This window comes from Mycobacterium sp., assembly GCF_052144515.1.
Taxonomy (GTDB): domain Bacteria; phylum Actinomycetota; class Actinomycetes; order Mycobacteriales; family Mycobacteriaceae; genus Mycobacterium.
This window is the reverse complement of record NZ_JBKQQD010000402.1, coordinates 1-15,153: the sequence shown is the minus strand read 5'-3', so window position 1 is coordinate 15,153 and position 15,153 is coordinate 1. Positions and strand designations below refer to the sequence as shown.

Here is a 15,153-nt window from a genome sequence, read left to right as displayed (position 1 = left end):
CTCAGATTCCACCCCGGGCGATCAACTGTGCGGCGATCACGTTGCGCTGGATCTCGTTGGTGCCTTCGCCGACGATCATCAACGGCGCGTCGCGGAAGTAGCGCTCCACGTCGTATTCGGTGGAGTAGCCGTAGCCGCCGTGGATGCGTACGGCATTCAGCGCGATCTCCATCGCGACCTCGGAGGCGAACAGCTTGGCCATCCCGGCCTCCATGTCGCAGCGCTCGCCGCTGTCATAGCGTTCGGCGGCGTGGCGCGTGAGCTGACGCGCGGCGGTGAGTTTGGTCGCCATGTCGGCCAGGTAGTTACCAACGGACTGATGCTTCCAGATCGGCTGGCCGAAGCTCTCTCGCTGCTGGGCGTAGGCGAGCGCATCCTGCAGCGCCGCCGTCGCCACGCCCAGGGCGCGTGCGGCCACTTGGATACGGCCCGTCTCAAGGCCTTTCATCATCTGCGAAAAGCCTTGGCCCATAAGGCCTCCCAGGACGGCCGACGCCGGCACGGCGAAGTTGTCGAACGACAGCTCGCAGGACTCGACGCCCTTGTAGCCCAGCTTGGGCAGGTCCCGGGACACCGTCAGCCCCGGCCCGTGTTCGACGAGCACGATCGAGATGCCCGTGTGCCGCGGCGTGGCGTTGGGGTCGGTCTTGCACAGCAGCGCAATCAATCCGGAACGGCGCGCGTTGGAGATCCAGGTTTTGGAGCCGTTGATCAGCAACGTATCTGGACCTCCGGTACCGTCCGGTAGGGCAGTGGTCGACATGTTCTGCAGGTCCGAGCCGCCGCCCGGCTCGGTCAGCGCCATCGTGGCCCGCAGTTCGCCGGTGGCCATCGGTGGCAGGTACGTCCGCCGCTGTTCCTCGGTGCCGAACAGGGTTAGCAGCTTGGCGACAACGGTGTGCCCGCCCATAGCGCCGGCCAGGCTCATCCAGCCGCGCGCCAGCTCCTGGGTGACTTCTACATAGCACGGCATCGACACCGGCGACCCACCGTACTCCTCGGGAATGGCCAGGCCGTAGATGCCGATCCGCTTCATCTGCTCGATCCACGCCTCCGGGTAGGTGTTGGCGTGCTCGACATCGCGGACGGTGGGTTTGACGTCGCGGTCGATGAATGCGCGCACGGTGGCGACCAGCATCTCTTCGTCGTCGTTCAGGTCACTATTCACCTCTGCCATATTGCCTGGGCTTCGACGGCCTGCCAGCATGTGGCCTTGTGCATATCGGCTACGCGGGCCAACGCGAAGGCGGGCCCTACTTCGACGACTTATCCGCAAGTCAGGTGTTCGACTGGGCGCCGGCGGCGACGCTCACGGCCGGGTTGGCCGCCGCCCATCAGGCGATCTTGGGGGACCGGCTGCGGCTGGCGCTGGACGCCGTCTTGTGCACCGCGGTGACCGGCGTGCCGGGGCCGCTGGCACATCCGGCGCTGGTGTGCGATGTGGCGATCGGGCAGTCGACACTGGTGACCCAGCGGGTCAAGGCCAACCTGTTCTACCGCGGCCTCACCTTCCATCGGTTCCCCGTCATCGGGGACACGATTTACACGCGCACCGAAGTGGTTGGGCTGCGGGCCAATTCGGTTAAGCCGGGCCGGGCGCCGACGGGACTGGCCGCGCTGCGGATGATCACCATCGACCAGGCCGACCGATTGGTGCTCGACTTCTACCGCTGCGCCATGCTGCCCGCCAGCCCGGACTGGAATCCGTCCGGGGCGCCGGACGATGACCTGTCCGGCATCGGCGCCGATGCGGTGCCGCTGGGCGCCGATCCGGCCGCGCACTGGGACGGCGAGGTTTTCCGCAATCGCGTGCCCGGTCCGCACTTCGATGCGGGCCTGGCGGGTGCGGTGCTGCACAGCACCGGGGATGTCGTCAGCAGTGCGCCGGAGCTGGCCCGTCTGACTCTGAATATCGCTGCCACGCATCACGATTCGCGAGTGGGAGGGCAGCGGCTGGTGTACGGCGGGCACACCATCGGGCTGGCCCTGGCGCAGGCGAGTCGGCTGCTGCCGAACCTGGTGACGGTGCTGGGCTGGGAGTCCTGCGACCACACCGGTCCGGTGCACGAGGGCGACACGCTTTATAGCGAACTGCACGTGGAGTCCGCTGAGTCTGTCGCAAACGGGGGCGTGCTGGGGCTGCGTTCGGTGGTCTACGCGGTCAGCGACACTGTCGGCGAGCCCGACCGGCCGGTGCTGGACTGGCGGTTCAGCGCCTTGCAGTTCTGACCGCCAGCCCAGTCCGGCCGATCTCAGCCGTGGTTGCCGGCGGTGCCGGCTGAGCCGTTGGCGCCGGTGTTGCCGTTGGTGCCGCCGCCCGGCCCACCGTTGGGCAGGATGACGGTGCCGCCGGTGCCGCCAGCGTCGAACCGATACCCGCCAAATCCGCCGCTACCGCATTCAGCGCCTGCGGTGTCGCGATCACATACGACATGTGGAGACCACCCCAACTAGCTCAAGCACGCCCGATCAAGTCGTGCGCGTGGCCCCCGTCACGATGCCGCCTACTCGGCAAGCAGGTTCGAACAATAGCCGATCGCATACCGGATTTGTGTCTTATTGCCCAAAATCATTCAAATCGTCTCGGTAGCCCTACTACACCACGCCGGCCGTCCGGCCGCCCGCGCGCAGACCTGCGCACACCGGGCGAGCACCATGGTGGGGTGAGTTCGGTGCCGTCCCCGTGGGTCAGCAAGTGGGGGAGCAGCGGGCTGGCCTTTTTGACGGGCCTGCCCGACGGGCCTCCCGACTTCTCCCGCGCGAACGTGTTGGCTCGCGCCGAGCGGATCGCCACCGATGCGGCCACGCTGCTGAGCGGGCGCGCCGCATTGCTCGGACTGCGCCGCGGCGGCCGGGGGTCCGCCGGCGGCGCCACCCGGTTGCTGGCGGCCCGGGACGGCTGGTGCGCAATCACACTGTCCCGCCCCGATGACGTCGCGGCCGTCCCCGCGCTGCTGCACGCCGATAACGTCCCCGCCGACCCGTGGCCGACGCTGCAGCGCTGGGTCGCGGCCCACCCGGTGTCGGCGGTCATCGAGCGGGCCGGGCTGCTCGACATCCCCGCGGCCGCGCTGGGCGAAGCGGCAGCCACCGGGCCGCGGATACGCCGGCTGGGGGCCAAGGCATCCAAGGCGCCGGTGCGCGCCGGCCTGCTGGTGGCCGATTTGTCGTCGATGTGGGCGGGCCCGCTGTGCGGGCATCTGCTGGCTCGCGCGGGCGCAAACCCGGGAGCAACGGTCGTCAAAGTCGAATCCCCGCGCCGCCCGGACGGCACCCGGGCCGGCGATCGCGCGTTCTTCGACTGGATCAACGGCGAAAAGCTCTCCTATTGTCTCGATTTCGACAGCCAGGCCGACGAGCTGCGCGAACTGCTGGCCGTCGCCGACATCGTGATCGAAGGCTCGCGGCCCGGGGGACTGGCGCGGCGCCGGTTGGGGCCGGATGACCTAAACGATATGGCGCCGCGCGCCGGGCGAATCTGGTTGCGGATCACCGGGTACGACGGGTGTTCGGGCCGACCGGCGTTCGGCGACGACGCCGCGGTGGCCGGCGGCCTGGTGGCCGGCAGCACACAAGACCCGGTGTTCTGCGGCGACGCCATCGCCGACCCGCTCACCGGGCTGGAGGCGGCCCAGGCGGTGACCGAATCGCTGGGCCGCGGGGGATGCGAGGTGATCGAGGTGTCGATGGCCGCGGTCGCCGCGACCTATGCCGCCCTGCCGACACTGCCGACGGTGCCAAACTGCAGGCAACCGGCCCCGCCGCCGCCGGCCCCCCCGGCAGCGAAGCCGTCGTCCGAGCTCGGCGCCGACAACGACGCCGTGCGGCGCCTGGTCGCCGAAAGGCGCTGCCTCTCATGCTGATTCGGCGGGCCACATTGCTGGACGGTACTGTCACCGATATCCGGGTCGGCGCGCAAATCGACGAGGTGGGCGAGAACCTTGCCGTCCAGCCCGGGGAGGGTCTGCTTGACGCGGGCGGTGGCACCGTGCTGCCCGGGCTGCACGACCACCATGTGCACGTCCGCTCGGCGGCCTCCGCGCTGTATTCGTTCAGCGTCGGACCTCCGGGCGTGAGTACCAAAGACCAACTGGCACAGATACTCTCGAATGCCACGCCGGGTCCCGACGGGTGGATTCGCGCCGTCGGCTATCACGAGTCGGTGGCCGGGGACCTCGACCGGACCGCGCTCGACGCCGTCGTGCCCCACATTCCGGTGCGCATCCAGCACCGCAGCGGCGCGCTGTGGATCCTCAACTCCGCCGCACTGGGCCGGGTCGGCCTGGCCGAACATCCCGACGGGCGCCTGCGCAGCGCCGACCGCGGCTGGTCGGAGGCGTTGGCGCGGCGCGAAACCGACCTGGCGGAACTCAGCCGCCGAATCACCGCGACCGGCGTTACCGGCGTCACCGACGCCACCCCCGACCTCGACGCCGACGACATGGTCGCTCTGATGGTGGCGCACCGCCGCGGTGAGTTCCGGCCGCTGCTGCACTTCCTGGCGCCGGGCAAGAAGATCCTGCACGACGACCGCCTCGACCTGGACGCGCTGATCGACTGGATCGCCGGGCAGCACAGCGCCGGCCACCCGGTGGCGGTGCATTGCGTGACCGCGGCCCAACTCGTCGTGACCATCGCGGCCCTGCGTGCCGCCGGCAGCCATCCGCTGGATCGCATCGAGCACGCCGCACTGGTGCCCGACGACAATCTGGAAGACCTGGCCGACCTGGCCGGCCGGGGCCTCACCGTAGTAACGCAGCCCAACTTCGTCGCCGAGCGCGGCGATCAATACCTCACCGACGTCCCCACCGCCGAGCACCCGCACCTATGGCGGGTCGCGTCGCTGCTGAAAGCGACCGTGCCGGTGGCGTTGTCCACCGACATGCCGTTCGGCCACGGCGACCCGTGGACGACGATGCGCGCCGCGGTGCACCGCACCACACTCAGCGGTGCCGTCCTCAATGCGGGCGAATGCGTCTCGGCGCGAACGGCTTTGACGATGTTTCTGGGCCGGCCCGACCGGCCGGGTCAGGCGCGGACCGTCGCAACGGGGCAGCCGGGGGACCTCTGCGTGCTGACCGAGCCACCGGAGACGGCGCTGGCCGAACTGGACGCCGGCATGGTGGCCGCCACCGTCATCGGCGGTGAGCTCGTCTACTTCGCGATGTGAGCCCATGTGAGCCCATGTGAGCCCATGTGAGCCCGAAGTCAACCCACCGGGGCCAGCCCCGCGCCCAACACTTTGCACTGACTCCCGAAAAACCGTTGTGACACTAGCGATTTCGATGCCCACATGTCGAAGCCATGGAAGGCGCCGGGCACCACTTCGACGTCGCAGGGCACACCGGCGGCCTGGAGGCGTTCGGCATAGGCCAGATCCTCGTCGTGGAACAGATCGTTCGTGCCGACACCGATCCACGCCGGCGGGAGCCCGCTGAGGTCGTCGCGCCGTGCCGGGACGGCGACCCGCGGGTCCGCGTCACCGAGGTAGGCGCTCCAGCCGAAGCGATTGGCGCGCGTGTCCCACAGCCGGTAGTTCGGCTTGTCGGTGGTCATCGAGCTGCGGTCGTCCAGCATCGGGTACACCAGCAACTGAAACGCGGGCCTGACCGCGCGGTCCGACGAGCCTTGGGACGAGCTACAGTCGCGGGCCAGCAGGGCCAGCGCCGCCGCCAGGCCACCGCCGGCACTGGCGCCGCCGATCGCCACCCGCCCCGGGTCCACCCCGGGCAGACCGGCCAACCAGGTCAACGCGGAATAGCAGTCCTCGATCGCCGCGGGATACGGATGCTCCGGGGCCAGCCGGTATTCCACCGACGCAACCGTGATGCCCAGCATCTTGCTGAACTTGGCGCACACATGGTCGTCCATCTCGGCGGTGCCGATCAAGTAGCCGCCGCCGTGAATCCACAGCAGTGCGGGTGCGGGTTCACTGACCCCTCCGGCCTGATGGGCGGGCCGGAACAGCCGGACGCCGACCCCGGACCTCAAGGTGATCACTTCGGCGTCGCTGATTGCACGACGCGACCTCAGCGTCGACAAAGCCCGGATCACTGGCAGAATCCGGGGAGCGACCGTTCGTCGTGGGGCGAAGCGAGCGGCGCGGCGCAGGTCTGGGTGAAAATCCTCGCTCGGCACCGATCCAGTATGCGTTGGGCACCGAATCTCCTACCGCAGGCCCTCAATCGGGTTTGGTGTAGCTGATCGAGGAGCGGGGTATCGGTGGAAGTCAGGGTCACCTGGCCGGGAACGCTGCGAGAGGCTTGACATGTTGGGGTATCTCTACGATCAGGCGCTCGGCGGCGAGCGATGTTGGATCCGCCACGAGGACGGCGAGGTCCGTCCGCTGCCGGCGCATCGTTGGCTGGGCGAGCGCCGCGACGGAGATCCCTCCCAAGAGCCCTCCGACGAGCCCTTCGATGAGGCCGTTACGCAGATGTGCGCTGCGCCGACGATCGAACTCGGATGCGGACCCGCACGGTTGGTCGCGCGGCTCATCCGGCGCGGGATACCCGCGCTCGGCATCGATCGGTCCGCGACCGCAATCCGATTGGCCGGTCGCGGCGGAGCTCCGGCCTTGCTGGGCGACGTGATCGAGCCGCTGCCCGGAATGGGCCACTGGCAGACGGTATTGCTCGTCGACGGCAACATCGGTCTCGGCGGCGACCCGCGCCGGATTCTGGGCCGGGCCGCGGAATTGCTGTGCCGCGGCGGGCGCTGTGTGGCCGAGTTCGACACCGAAGCCATCGGTATCCGTTCGCAGTGGGTGCGGCTGGAGTCGGCTCGCGACGTCGGGCCATGGTTCCGCTGGGCATCGGTCGGTGTGGACAGCGCCGCGGCCCTGGCCGGTCAGGTCGGGCTGGCGCTCACCGGTGTTCGCCTCGTCGGCGGCCGGGTGATCGCGGATCTGGCGTCACCGTGAGCGGGCCCGGCAGCCGATTTCAGATCCGGTTTAGAAGCCCGCTGCGGGGCCCGTGGCTGACGTCGGTCTTCGGACTCGTGCTCTTGGTGGCGCTGCCGATCGTCATCATCACCGGGCTGCTGTCCTACATCGCGTACGAGCCGCAGTTGGGCCAGGCCATCCCCGGTCACGTCGGCTGGCTGCGGCTGCCCGCCTTCAGCTGGCCCACCCGACCGTCGTGGCTGTACCGGCTGACCCAGGGCCTGCATGTCGGGCTGGGCCTGCTGATCATCCCGGTGGTGCTGGCCAAGCTGTGGTCGGTGATACCGCGGCTTTTCGTGTGGCCGCCGGCGCGCTCGCTGGCCCAGCTGCTCGAGCGGGCCTCGGTGCTGATGCTGGTCGGCGGGATCCTGTTCGAGATCGTCACCGGGGTGCTCAACATCCAGTACGACTACATCTTCGGGTTCAGCTTCTACACCGGCCACTACTTCGGGGCGTGGGTTTTCATCGCCGGTTTCCTGTTGCACATCGCGGTCAAGATTCCGGGCATGATCGCCGGGCTACGGTCACTGCCGATGCGAGAAGTGTTGCGTACCAACCTGACCGGCACCCGTCCGCAGCCGCGCGATGCGTCGGGGCTGGTGCCGGACAATCCGGACGAACCGACGATGAGCAGGCGCGGTGCCTTGGCGTTGGTGGGTGCCGGTGTGCTGCTCATCGGTGTGCTGACCGCCGGGCAGACCCTCGGCGGTGTCACCCGCAAGGCCGCCTTGCTGCTGCCGCGGGGCCGCGTCCGCAGTCCGGGCGACTTCCCGATCAACAAGACCGCCGTCGCCGCCGGGATCACACCGGAGGCTACCGGCGCGAATTGGCGGTTGACCCTGCGCGGCGGACCCTCGGAGGTGGCGCTGGACCGCGCCGCCCTGGCCGGCATGCCACAACACACCGCGCGGCTGCCGATCGCCTGCGTCGAAGGGTGGTCGACCGTTCGGACCTGGAGCGGGGTGCGGCTCGCCGAGCTGGCCCGCAAGGCCGGTGTGCCGCAACCAAATTCGGCGCGAGTGATCTCCCTGCAGCGCGGCGGCGCCTTCGGCGAGGCGCGGCTGGCGGCCAATCAGGTCGGTGCTCCCGACGCGCTGCTGGCGCTGCGGGTCGACGGCGCCGACCTGTCGCTGGATCACGGGTACCCGGCCCGGATCATCGTCCCCGCCCTGCCCGGCGTGCATGCCACCAAGTGGGTCGCCGTCATCGAATTCGAGCAGGCCTGAGATGGCAAGCATTGCAACGCTTTTCAGGAAGTCTTACGGAGCTCACCCGGCGCACCTGCTGACCATGCTGTCCGGCTTCGCGCTGGTGGGCTACACTCTGGTCACGTTCACGCCGTCCGAGCTGTGGAGCCAGGGCACCTGGTGGCAGTCGATTGCGGTGTGGTTCGTCGCCGCGGTCGTCACACACGACTTCGTGCTCTTCCCGCTCTACGCGCTCGCCGACCGAGCCCTCGCTGGACGGCGCAGATCAACCCGGCGTCCAAAAGTCCCGGTGCGCAACTACATTCGCGTGCCGGCACTGGCCGCCGGGCTGATGTTGCTGATCTTCCTTCCGGGCATCATCGAACAGGGCGCGCCCGTCTACCAGGCCGCGACGGGCCAAACCCAGCAGCCGTTCCTGGGCAGGTGGCTGCTGCTCACCGCGGTGATGTTCGGCATCAGCGCCGTCGCCTACGCCACGCGGCGAAGCGTCGCGTGTCGGCGAGCCGCCGACGGCCCCCGCAGCGAATAGGCAAATCACCATTTGACGTTGCAATACCGCTCATGGCAAACGCTCTCCAGGGCGTTGATGAGACGCCGACCACGGCCTTAACGCAAACGTCAGTTTCCGCGGCCCGCGCGGGGGTACGCTCCCTCCATGACGGTGACGGGACCGCGTCTGGCGGCCTATCTGAGATGGTTGCTGCGGGCCCGCCCGGGCGACTATGTGCTGGCCCTAAGCGAGGCTGGGGCTTCGCTACCAGTGGTGGGCAAGCGCCTGGAGCCGCTGGGCGGCATGACTGCGATGGGCATCTGGGGTGCTCGACTCGCACCCGAATTCGTGTCTGGGGCCGCCAAAGCAGCCAAGCGGGACTGGTTCGCCCCGGGCATGAACGACGAACGCCGCCGGGACCGGGAAAGCACCCATGCGGTCTCCGTCGCGGCCCTGCGCGGGGTGGTGTCGGCGGCTGATCTGGACCTCGAATGGCCCACCGCCGAGCGGACGCCGCCGATCTGGGATGCGTTGCGCGAGCGCCGCTATCTCCACCGCCGCGGGGTGCACTACGGCGACCACCCCGCGCAGGTGCTTGATGTCTGGCGCCGTAAGGATCTGCCGGCCGAGCCCGCGCCGGTGCTGATCTTCGTCCCGGGCGGCGCCTGGGTGCACGGCAGCAGCATGCTGCAGGGCTCCGCCCTGATGTCACGCATGGCCGAGCTGGGGTGGGTGTGCCTGGCGATCGACTACCGCGTCTCGCCGCGCCATCGCTGGCCGCGCCACATCATCGACGTCAAGACCGCCATCGCGTGGGCGCGGGCCAACGTGGACAAGTTCGGCGGCGACCGCAATTTCGTTGCGGTGGCTGGCTGTTCGGCCGGCGGCCACCTGTCGGCGCTTGCCGGCCTCACCCCCGATGACCCGCGGTACGAGGCCAAGCTGCCCGAGGGTGCCGACAGCTCGGTGGACGCGGTGGTCGGGATCTACGGCCGCTACGACTGGGAGGACAGATCCACCCGCGAGCGTGCTCAGTTCGTCGAATTCCTGGAGCGGGTGGTGGTCAAACGGACCATAGCCCGTCATCCCGAGGTGTTCCGCGACGCGTCGCCGATCGCGCGGGCGCATCGGAACGCCCCGCCGTTCTTGGTGATTCACGGCAGCAAGGACAACGTCATCCCGGTCGAGCAGGCGCGCAGCTTCGTCGAGCGGATGCGGGCGACGTCGCATTCGATGGTCGGTTACCTCGAATTGCCGGGGGCGGGCCACGGCTTCGACCTCATCGACGGTGAGCGGGCCGGGGTGGCGGCACATGCGACGTCGCTGTTCCTCAACCAGGTCTACCGCAGCAGGGCGCCGATCGGGGCCAAAGAGGTTATCTGAGCGGCCGCTGCTGAGTAAGGTCGCCCGTATGGGCAGGGGGCAGCGGTGAAACGGCTCAGCGGCTGGGATGCGGTGCTGCTGTACAGCGAAGCGCCGAACGTGCACATGCACACCATCAAGGTCGCGGTCATCGAACTCGATGAAGACAGTCGCGGATTTAACATCGACGCGTTTCGCGAGGTCATCGCCGGCCGGATGGACAAGCTTGTGCCGTTGGGCTACCAGCTGATCGATGTCCCGCTGAAATTCCACCATCCGATGTGGCGGGAGAACTGCGACGTCGATTTCACCTACCACATCCGGCCCTTCCGGCTGGCCGCCCCGGGCGGTCGCCGCGAGCTCGACGAGGCGATCGGGCAGATCGCCGGCACCCCGCTGGATCTGACCGCCCGCTGTGGGAGATGTATTTCGTCGAGGGCCTGGCCAACGACCGCATCGCGGTGGTGGTCAAGATCCACCACGCGCTCGCCGATGGCGTCGCGTCGGCGAACCTGATGGCCCACGGCATGGATCTGATGCCGACCCCGCAGGTCGGCTCCTACGCACCGGATCCGGAGCCCTCCAAGCGGGAGTTGATGACGTCGGCGTTCACCGACCACATGCGGCACATCGCGCGAATCCCGGCGACCGTCCGGTACACCGCACAGGGGTTGGGGCGGGTGCGACGCAGCTCGCGCAAGCTCTCGCCGGAACTGACCATGCCGTTCACCCCGCCGCCGACGTTCATGAATCACAAGATCACCCCGGAGCGCATGTTCGCCACCGCCACACTGGCATTCGCCGATGTCAGGGAGACCGCCAAGAAGCTGAAAGCGACGATCAACGACATGGTGCTGGCCATGTCCACCGGGGCGCTCCGGACCTTGCTCTTGCGCTACGACGGCAAAGCCGAACCGCTGCTGGCTTCGGTTCCGGTGAGTTACGACTTCTCGCCGGAACGGATCTCGGGCAACCGCTTCACCGGAATGATGGTGGCGTTGCCGGCCGACTCCGACGACCCGCTGGAACGGGTGCGGCTCTGTCACGAGAACGCGGTCTCGGCGAAGGAGGGCCACCAGCTCATGGGTCCGGAGTTGATCGCCCGCTGGGCGGCGTACTGGCCGCCGGCGGGTACGCAAGCCGTGTTCCGCTGGCTGTCCAACCGCGACGGGCAGAACAAGATCCTCAACCTCAACATCTCGAACGTGCCCGGGCCGCGCGAACGCGGCCGGGTGGGCGGCGCGCTGGTCACCGAGATCTATTCGGTGGGCCCGTTGACCGCCGGCAGTGGGCTGAACATCACCGTGTGGAGTTACGTCGACCAGCTCAACATCTCGGTGCTCTCCGACGGCGCGACCGTCAAGGACCCGCATGAGGTGACCGAGGCCATGATCGCCGATTTCATCGAAATACGCAGGACCGCAGGGCTTTCCAAACGCCTGACGGACGTGCCGGAGGCGATGGCTCCAGCTTGACCAAAGGCTTGGCCAAGGCTTGACTAAGGCCCGTTCAGGCCGCGACGGGGGGCCGTTACCATCAGCACCGTGAGCGAAGAAGCCCAAAACACCGAACCCGAGGTCCTGGTCGAGCAGCGCGACCGGATTCTCCTCATCACCATCAACCGGCCGAAGGCCAAGAATGCGGTGAACGCGGCGGTCAGCCGCGGCCTGGCCGACGCGATGGATCGTCTCGACGGAGACCCCGGTCTTTCGGTGGCGGTCCTGACCGGCGCCGGTGGCTCGTTCTGCGCGGGCATGGATCTCAAGGCGTTCGCGCGGGGCGAAGTACCCATCGTCGAGGGCCGTGGCATGGGCTTCACCGAGCGTCCGCCGGACAAGCCGCTCATCGCGGCGGTGGAGGGATTCGCACTGGCCGGTGGCACCGAGCTGGCCCTGGCCACCGATCTGATCGTGGCCGCCAAGGACTCGGCCTTCGGCATCCCCGAGGTCAAGCGGGGTCTGGTCGCCGGCGGCGGGGGACTGTTGCGGCTGCCCGAGCGCATCCCGTATGCAATCGCCATGGAGCTGGCGCTGACCGGTGACAACCTGCCCGCCGAACGCGCGCACGACCTGGGGCTGGTCAACGTCCTGGCCGAGCCGGGCCAGGCCCTGGACGCCGCGATCGCGCTGGCCGAGAAGATCGCCGCCAACGGACCGCTGGCGGTGGCCGCCACCAAGCGGATCATCGTCGAGTCCCGCAACTGGACCCCGGAAACCATGTGGGCCGAGCAGACCAAGATCCTGGGCCCGGTGTTCGTCTCCAACGACGCCAAGGAGGGCGCGATCGCGTTCGCCGAGAAGCGCGCACCCCGCTGGACCGGAACATAACCGAGGAGCCCCGGCACCCGCCAGATCCGGCTAGCGTTGAACCATGATCTGGTTCATCACCGGCGCATCCAAGGGATTCGGCCGCGAGTTCGCCATCGCCGCGCTCGAGCGTGGCGACCGTGTCGCGGCGACGGCGCGCGACACCAAATCGCTGGCCGACTTGTCCGGGCGGTTCGGTGACCGCTTGCTGCCGCTTCGGCTCGACGTCACCGACCGGGCCGCGGCTTTCGAGGCGGTGGGCAGGGTCTACGACGAGTTGGGTGGCCTCGACGTCGTGGTCAACAACGCCGGCTACGGCCACTTCGGCGCCGTCGAGGAGCTCTCCGAGGCCGACCTGCGGGACCAGCTGGAGACCAATCTGTTTGGGGCCGTGTGGATCACCCAGGCCGCACTGCCCTTTCTGCGCGCCCAGGGTTCGGGGCACATCATCCAGGTGTCCAGCGTCGGTGGCGTCGGGGCGTTCTCCAACGAGTCGGCCTATCACGCGTCCAAGTGGGCGCTGGAAGCCATCAGTGAATCGCTGGCGGCTGAGGTCGGGCCGCTGGGTATCAAGGTGACCATCGTGGAGCCGGGCCGTTTCGGCACCGACTGGGCCGGTGCCTCGGCGCGCTGGTCGGACAAGATGACCGAGTACGACTTCGTCCGCGAGACCATGCTCGCGCGCCGCAACTCTCAGGCCCCCGGCGACCCCAGGGCGGCCGCGCGGGCGTTGCTGGAGATCGTCGACGCCGATCGCCCGCCGCTGCGCGTGCTTTTCGGCTCCGAGGTGCCCGCGCTGATCACCGAGATCTACCAGCAGCGGCTGCAGACCTGGCACGACTGGGAAGCGGTCTCCCGTCGGGCCCACGGCGGCTGAATTACACTATTACGTAGATTTGTAAAGATGTAGAAGGATCGTGAATGAGCGTTTCGTTGCTGCTCGAGATGGCTGCGTCGAGCAACCCCAACCGCACGGCGGTCGTCGACGGAGACTTGCGGTTGACGAACCAGCAGCTCAGTGACCTCGCCGACGGCGGCGCGGGTGTGATCGCGGGCTCGGGCGCCCAGCACGTCGTCTACGTCGGCACCGGCGGTGCGATGCTGCCGGTGCTGATCTTCGCCTCGGCGCGCGCCGGGCTGGCCTTCACCCCGATCAACTACCGGCTGTCGGCCGACGGTATTCGGGCGTTGATTGAGCGGCTGCCCGAACCCCTGGTGATCGTCGACAGCCGCTACCAGGACATGGTCGCGGATGCCTCCCAACGGGTGATGGAGTCCGAGGACTTTCTGGAGGCCGCGCGCAGCGCCGAGCCGACTGCCGAGTTCCCCGACCCGGACTCGGTCGCGATCGTGCTGTTCACCTCGGGCACCACCTCGCAGCCCAAGGCCGTCGAACTCTCCCACAACAACCTGACCAGCTATGTCACCGGGACGGTCGAATTCGAGTCGGCCGACGCAGAAGACGCTGCGCTGATCTGCGTGCCGCCCTATCACATCGCCGGCGTCGGCGCGGCGCTGTCGAACCTGTACGCGGGCCGCAAGATGGTCTACCTGCCCAACTTCGACCCCGAGGAATGGGTCCGGCTGGTCAACGCCGAGCAGGTCACCACCGCAACGGTGGTGCCCACCATGCTGGACCGCATTGTCACCGTGCTGGAGACGAACGGACATGAGCTCCCGTCGCTTCGCAATCTTGCCTACGGCGGATCAAAGGTCGGCCTGCCGCTGGTCCGCCGTGCGCTGGAACTGTTGCCCGGGGTGGGCTTCGTCAACGCCTACGGCCTGACCGAGACCAGCTCGACGATCGCGGTGCTCACCCCCGACGACCACCGGGCGGCGCACTCCGCCTCGGATGCCGCCATCGTCAAGCGGCTGGGATCGGTCGGACAGCCGGTGCCTGGCATCGAGTTGCAGATCCGTGACGAGGACGGCAACGTGGTCGGCCCGGGTGAGACCGGCGAGCTCTTCGTGCGCGGCGAGCAGGTTTCCGGCCGCTATACCGGGATTGGCTCGGTGCTCGACGAAAATGGTTGGTTCCCAACCAAAGACATCGCGATGCTCGACGAAGAGGGCTACCTGTTCATCGGCGGACGCAGCGACGACACCATCATCCGCGGTGGTGAGAACATCGCGCCCGCCGAGCTGGAGGAGGTGCTGATCGAGCACTCTCATGTGCGCGACGTCGCGGTGGTCGGAGTCGAGGATCCGGAGTGGGGCCAGGCGATTGTCGCCGTGGTGGTGCCGGCTGTGGGTATCGATCCCGATCCCGAGGAACTGCGCGAACATGTCCGCAAGAGCTTGCGCGGGTCGCGTACCCCCGACCGGGTAGTGTTTCGCGACGAGCTGCCAACGACTCCCACCGGCAAGGTACTTCGCCGGGAAATCATCGAGACGCTAAAAGGACTACACGCATGATCAAGAACGGAACCCGCCTCGCCAGCCAGGTGTGTGACACCCAGGTCATCGTCGTCAGGAACGCCGACAGCCTCGACGACCTGCGCTGCGGCGGTGTGCCGATGGTGGCGATAGGCGCCGAACGGTCCGGCGAACTCGACCCGGCGTTCGCCGACGGCACCGTGATGGGCAAGCGCTACGTCGACGAAACCGGGGCCGAGGTGCTGGTGACCAAGCCCGGCGCCGGGAGCCTGAGCGTCGGTGCGACCGCGCTGTCGCTCAAAGAGGTCAAGCCGCTGCCGGCCAGCGACTAACCGCTAGGGCCCCACCTGCCCATCGGGCCCGGGCACCCCGAGCAACAACCCGCCTTTGCCGCCTACGCCGAATATGCCGTTTGCGAAGTAGGCGTTACCGCCGGCGCCGCCGTTGCCGATCAGCCGGGCATTGCCA

14 protein-coding genes and 1 pseudogene are annotated in these 15,153 nt (G+C 68.4%); 12 read left to right on the top strand and 3 right to left on the bottom strand.

The window, feature by feature from the left end:
- Position 1 precedes the first annotated feature (1 nt).
- The gene (locus ACLP9N_RS26600) at positions 2-1,177 is read right to left on the bottom strand and encodes an acyl-CoA dehydrogenase family protein (RefSeq protein ID WP_442410186.1); all 1,176 of its coding nucleotides are present in this window, start codon (positions 1,175-1,177) and stop codon (positions 2-4) included.
- A gap of 38 nt (positions 1,178-1,215) precedes the next feature.
- On the opposite strand from ACLP9N_RS26600, the gene ACLP9N_RS26595 reads away from it, so the two are divergent.
- Complete coding sequence (locus tag ACLP9N_RS26595; RefSeq protein WP_442410185.1) at positions 1,216-2,229, top strand: MaoC family dehydratase; 1,014 nt, start codon at positions 1,216-1,218, stop codon at positions 2,227-2,229.
- A gap of 23 nt (positions 2,230-2,252) precedes the next feature.
- Here ACLP9N_RS26595 and ACLP9N_RS26590 read toward each other — a convergent pair whose 3' ends face one another.
- The gene (locus ACLP9N_RS26590; protein ID WP_442410184.1) at positions 2,253-2,450 is read right to left on the bottom strand and encodes a hypothetical protein; all 198 of its coding nucleotides are present in this window, start codon (positions 2,448-2,450) and stop codon (positions 2,253-2,255) included.
- A 222-nt stretch (positions 2,451-2,672) separates the two neighbouring features.
- On the opposite strand from ACLP9N_RS26590, the gene ACLP9N_RS26585 reads away from it, so the two are divergent.
- Together ACLP9N_RS26585 and ACLP9N_RS26580 are read left to right on the top strand one after the other, a co-directional pair.
- Positions 2,673-3,863, top strand: coding sequence for a CoA transferase (locus ACLP9N_RS26585; RefSeq protein WP_442410183.1), 1,191 nt, complete (start codon positions 2,673-2,675; stop codon positions 3,861-3,863).
- Positions 3,857-5,170, top strand: a complete 1,314-nt coding sequence (locus ACLP9N_RS26580; protein ID WP_442410182.1) for an amidohydrolase family protein — start codon at positions 3,857-3,859, stop codon at positions 5,168-5,170. The genes ACLP9N_RS26585 and ACLP9N_RS26580 overlap by 7 nt, the downstream gene beginning before the upstream one ends.
- Positions 5,171-5,208: 38 nt before the next feature.
- Here ACLP9N_RS26580 and ACLP9N_RS26575 read toward each other — a convergent pair whose 3' ends face one another.
- Positions 5,209-6,138, bottom strand: coding sequence for an alpha/beta hydrolase (locus ACLP9N_RS26575; protein WP_442410181.1), 930 nt, complete (start codon positions 6,136-6,138; stop codon positions 5,209-5,211).
- Positions 6,139-6,268: 130 nt separating this feature from the next.
- On the opposite strand from ACLP9N_RS26575, the gene ACLP9N_RS26570 reads away from it, so the two are divergent.
- The 9 genes and pseudogenes from ACLP9N_RS26570 (at position 6,269) to ACLP9N_RS26530 (ending at position 15,017) form a co-directional block, all read left to right on the top strand.
- Positions 6,269-6,922, top strand: a complete 654-nt coding sequence (locus ACLP9N_RS26570) for an SAM-dependent methyltransferase (RefSeq protein WP_442410180.1) — start codon at positions 6,269-6,271, stop codon at positions 6,920-6,922.
- Positions 6,919-8,169 (top strand): molybdopterin-dependent oxidoreductase, encoded by a 1,251-nt coding sequence (locus ACLP9N_RS26565; RefSeq protein ID WP_442410179.1) that lies wholly within the window; start codon positions 6,919-6,921, stop codon positions 8,167-8,169. Before ACLP9N_RS26570 ends, ACLP9N_RS26565 begins: the two co-directional genes overlap by 4 nt.
- A 1-nt stretch (position 8,170) precedes the next feature.
- On the top strand, positions 8,171-8,680 hold the full coding sequence (locus ACLP9N_RS26560; protein ID WP_442410178.1) for a hypothetical protein: 510 nt from the start codon (positions 8,171-8,173) through the stop codon (positions 8,678-8,680).
- Positions 8,681-8,806: 126 nt separating this feature from the next.
- On the top strand, positions 8,807-10,024 hold the full coding sequence (locus tag ACLP9N_RS26555; RefSeq protein WP_442410177.1) for an alpha/beta hydrolase fold domain-containing protein: 1,218 nt from the start codon (positions 8,807-8,809) through the stop codon (positions 10,022-10,024).
- Between the two features lie 45 nt (positions 10,025-10,069).
- A pseudogene (locus tag ACLP9N_RS26550) lies at positions 10,070-11,478 on the top strand (WS/DGAT/MGAT family O-acyltransferase).
- Positions 11,479-11,547: 69 nt separating this feature from the next.
- On the top strand, positions 11,548-12,330 hold the full coding sequence (locus ACLP9N_RS26545; protein ID WP_442410176.1) for a crotonase/enoyl-CoA hydratase family protein: 783 nt from the start codon (positions 11,548-11,550) through the stop codon (positions 12,328-12,330).
- 43 nt (positions 12,331-12,373) lie between these two features.
- On the top strand, positions 12,374-13,186 hold the full coding sequence (locus ACLP9N_RS26540; protein ID WP_442410175.1) for an SDR family NAD(P)-dependent oxidoreductase: 813 nt from the start codon (positions 12,374-12,376) through the stop codon (positions 13,184-13,186).
- A 44-nt stretch (positions 13,187-13,230) separates the two neighbouring features.
- Positions 13,231-14,724, top strand: coding sequence for a class I adenylate-forming enzyme family protein (locus ACLP9N_RS26535; RefSeq protein WP_442410174.1), 1,494 nt, complete (start codon positions 13,231-13,233; stop codon positions 14,722-14,724).
- Positions 14,721-15,017, top strand: a complete 297-nt coding sequence (locus ACLP9N_RS26530; RefSeq protein WP_442410173.1) for a hypothetical protein — start codon at positions 14,721-14,723, stop codon at positions 15,015-15,017. The genes ACLP9N_RS26535 and ACLP9N_RS26530 overlap by 4 nt, the downstream gene beginning before the upstream one ends.
- Positions 15,018-15,153: the final 136 nt, after the last annotated feature.